The organism is Methylobacterium sp. EM32, assembly GCF_040593685.1.
Taxonomy (GTDB): domain Bacteria; phylum Pseudomonadota; class Alphaproteobacteria; order Rhizobiales; family Beijerinckiaceae; genus Methylobacterium.
Window position 1 is genome coordinate 1 of sequence record NZ_JBEXZS010000131.1, and the last position, 3,896, is coordinate 3,896.

The 3,896-nt window shown below is 68.3% G+C and carries 2 protein-coding genes; one reads left to right on the top strand and one right to left on the bottom strand.

Translation table 11 applies throughout. The annotated features are described in order from the left end of the window. On the top strand, positions 1-1,487 hold a 1,487-nt coding region (locus ABZT49_RS17315; RefSeq protein WP_355287455.1), incomplete at its 5' end, for an ATP-binding protein. A 123-nt stretch (positions 1,488-1,610) separates the two neighbouring features. Here the strand turns inward: ABZT49_RS17315 and ABZT49_RS17320 are convergent. Next, a partial coding sequence (locus ABZT49_RS17320; protein WP_355287457.1) for a PAS domain S-box protein occupies positions 1,611-3,896 on the bottom strand: 2,286 nt, incomplete at its 5' end.

Consider the following 3,896-nt stretch of genomic DNA (forward strand, 5'->3'; position numbering starts at 1 on the left):
TCGACACGGAGTATCGGCTGATCGCCTTCAACAAGGCCCACAACGACGAGTTTTTCCGCGTCAACGGCTTCACCACGAAGGTCGGCGACATCTTCCCCGACCTGTTCATCCCCGAGCAAGCCGCCGTGATGCGCGCCAACATGGCCCGGGCGCTGGCCGGTGAAGCGTACAAGGTCGAAGCCGTCTTCGGCCGGGCCGAGTTCGGCCAGCCATGCTGGGAGATCACCTACACGCCCCTGCGCGATGCGGCGGGCAAGGTTTTCGGCGCCTTCCACCAAGCTCACGACATCAGCGCGCGGCTCAGGGCGGAAGCTGAGCTTCAGGATGCGCAGGACGTGTTGCGGCAGTCGCAGAAGCTGGAGGTTATCGGCCAGCTCACCGGCGGCGTGGCGCACGACTTCAACAATCTCCTCACGGTCATCAAGTCCTCCACCGACCTCCTGAAGCGCCCGGATCTCGCAGAGGCACGGCGCGGCCGCTACATCGAGGCGATCTCCGACACGGTGGATCGCGCCGCGAAGCTGACTGGCCAGCTCCTCGCCTTCGCACGGCGGCAGACACTCCAACCCAAGGTGTTCGCAGCCTGCGACAGCGTGCGGGTACTCTCCGAAATGCTAGGCACGCTCACCGGCTCGCGCATCAGGGTCGTGACCGAGCTGCCGGAGAACGACTGCTTCGTGAACGCTGACCCGAACCAGTTCGACACGGCGCTGGTGAACATGGCCGTGAATGCGCGCGACGCGATGGAGGGCGAGGGGCAACTCACCGTTCGCGTGCGGGCCGTCGAGCGGATGCCGCCCGTGCGCGCCCACCCTGCGGTGGATGGACCGTTCGTGGCGGTGTCGATCAGCGATACCGGCATCGGCATGACACCGGAGACGCTGGGGCGGATCTTCGAGCCGTTCTTCACCACCAAGGCGGTCGGGCAGGGCACCGGCCTTGGGCTCAGCCAGGTGTTCGGCTTCGCCAAGCAGTCACAGGGCGAGGTCGTGGTGGAGAGCGTGGTCGGGCAAGGTACGACCTTCACACTCTATCTTCCCCGCGTGGGTGGCGCGATCCAGGCCCCGGAACGGGGCGAGCGGACGCCCGTGGTGGATGGCCATGGCACCTGCGTGCTTGTGGTCGAGGACAACGTCGAGGTAGGCACGTTCGCCACGCAGGCTCTGGCCGAACTTGGCTTTGCCACGGTCTGGGCGGCCGATGCCGGGGAAGCTCTGGCGGAGCTGGCCGACGACGCGGGTCGGTTCGACGTGGTGTTCACGGACGTGATGATGCCCGGCATGAACGGCGTTGATCTCGCCCGTGAGATCGGGCGGCGTCATCCCGGTTTGCCCGTCATCCTGACCTCCGGCTACAGCCACGTTCTGGCCCAGACCGGCACCGGCGGGTTCGAACTTCTGCAGAAGCCCTACTCGGTCGAACAGCTCTCGCGCACCTTGCAGGCGGTCGCCAGGCCCGACCACCCCAATCGCATCGGCGACGAGTAGCGTCCGGCAACAAGCTGCAGCCCATTTCGACTGTCCACTCTGAGCAGTCCTTCGCCCACGGTGGCCCCTCGCACGGTCAAGCTGATCGAGTCGAGACCGGTGTCCGCGGCAGCCCACACGGTGTCAGGCCCCGCCCCTGAGCCCGACGCAGGCGTCCTGGACGGCACGGCGGAGGATGCGCGACAGATCGGCGACCGAGTAGGGCTTGCGCAGCAGGTCGAAGCCGTGCGTGCCCTCGGCGGCGAGCACGTCGCTGTAGCCGGAGGTCAGCACGACCGGGATGTCCGGCCGGCGCCGGCGTATCTCGCCCGCGAGCTCGACGCCGTTCATGCCTGGCATCACCACGTCCGAAAACACCACCTCGAATTGCGAGGAGTCGCGCTCGATCTCGGCGAGTGCCTGATGCGCATCCTTGGCCCAGACGGTGACGTAGCCGAGCTCGCGCAAGGCCTGCTCGGCGAAGGCGCCGACATCGAGGTTGTCCTCGACGACGAGGACCCGGGTCCCGTGCCCTTCGGCCAGCGCCTCCGGCTCCTCCACCGGCCCGGCGGCGCGTGACGGGCCGACCCGCGGGAGATAGAGGGTGAAGGTCGTGCCCTCGCCGAGCGCGCTCTCGACGGTGATTTCGCCGCCGGATTGCTTGGCGAACCCGAACACCTGGCTCAGCCCCAGTCCCGTGCCCTGGCCCACGGTCTTGGTGGTGAAGAACGGCTCGAAGATGCGCTCCAGGTTCTCGCGGGCGATGCCCGCACCGGTGTCCGAGATCGTGACCGCGACGAAGTCGCCGCGCCGCGGCGGATGCGCCCGGACAGCGGGGATGCGGGAGGCACGGCGGAGCCCGATGCGCAGGCGGCCCTCGCCGTCCATCGCGTCCCTGGCATTCACCACGAGGTTTACCAACGCCGTGTCGAACTGGCTCGGGTCCGCGTTGACGTGAAGGTCGTCCTGTTCCCCGTCAGGCATGCCGAGCTCGACCCGGATGCGTGATCCGGTGAGCGTGCCGACCATGTCGGCGAGCGCCGCCACGGCGCGGTCGGCCGCGAAGGTCTCCGGCCGCAGGGCCTGTCGGCGGGCGAAGGCGAGGAGCTGACCGGTGAGCTTGGCGGCCCGGTCGACCGTGTCGGAGATCGCGCCGACATAGCGGAGCCGGCGCTCCTCGGCGAGGCCGGGCCGCTTCAGCAGGTCGGTCGAGGACTTGATGACCGTGAGCAGGTTGTTGAAGTCATGGGCCACGCCCCCGGTCAGTTGCCCCACGGCCTCGAGCTTCTGCGATTGGCGCAGCTGCTCCTCGAGCGCCCGCCGTTCCGTGACGTTGCGACCGGCGGCGTAGAAGTGGTCCCCCCGGGGAATGGCGTTCCAGGAGATCCAGCGATGACCGCCGTCTCTGGCGCGGACGCGCACGTCGACGTCGTGCAGCGCCAGCCCGCCCGTGACCCGCTCGAAGGCCGCAGCCGCCTCCGCCCGGTCGTCGGGATGGACGAAGGCGTCGAAGCGGGCGCCGACGACGTCGGTCTCCTCCCACCCCAGCATCTCGGTCCAGGCGGCGTTCGCCTTGCGGAAGAAGCCGTCGCGTCCGCAGACCACGAAGAGGTCGCGGCTGGCTCGCCAGACCATGTCGCGCTCGTTGGCCTGCTCCTGGGCGGTGGCCTCCAAGTGGCTTTCAAAGCGGCGCCGGTCGGTGATGTCGTTGAACAGGATGGCGACCCGGTGCTGCTCGGGGTCGCCCACCCTCAGGGCGTGCACGTCGTACCAGCGTCCCATCGCAATGGACCCGCTCTCGAACCTCACCGGTTGGCCGGTCTGCGCGACCGCGCCGTAGGTGTCGAACCAGGAGCGTTCGAGCCGGGGCACGAGCTCGCTCGCCCAGCGTCCAGCCGCATCGTGCAGGCCCGTCTGCGCCGCGAAGGCGGGGTTTACCTCGACGAAGCGGTAATCGACCGCGCGGTCGTCCGCGTCGAAGCGCATCTCGATGACGCAGAAGCCGCTGTCGACGGCGTCGAACAACGCCCGGTACCGGGCTTCGCTCTCGGCGAGTACGCCCTCCGTGGTCCGGAAACGGGTGACGTCGAGCTGGCTGGCGAAGAAGTAGCGGAGTTGTCCCTCCGCGTCGAAGACGGGGCTCACGTAGAGCTCGTTGCGGAAGGGTGTGCCGTCGCGGTGGTAGTTCAAGATCTCGACCACGACGTCGCGCCGGGCCACGATGGCGTCACGGACCTTTGCCACGTCGGCGGGGTCCGTGTCCGGGCCCTGGAGGAAACGGCAGTTTCGCCCGATCACCTCGGCAGCGTCGTAGCCGCACAGGTTCTGGAAGGCCCGGTTGGCGAAGACGATGGGATTGTCTGGCTGGTTGGGGTCGGTGATGATCTGCGGCATGCGAGTCTTCTCCGCCGCCGTGAATAGCAGGTCGGT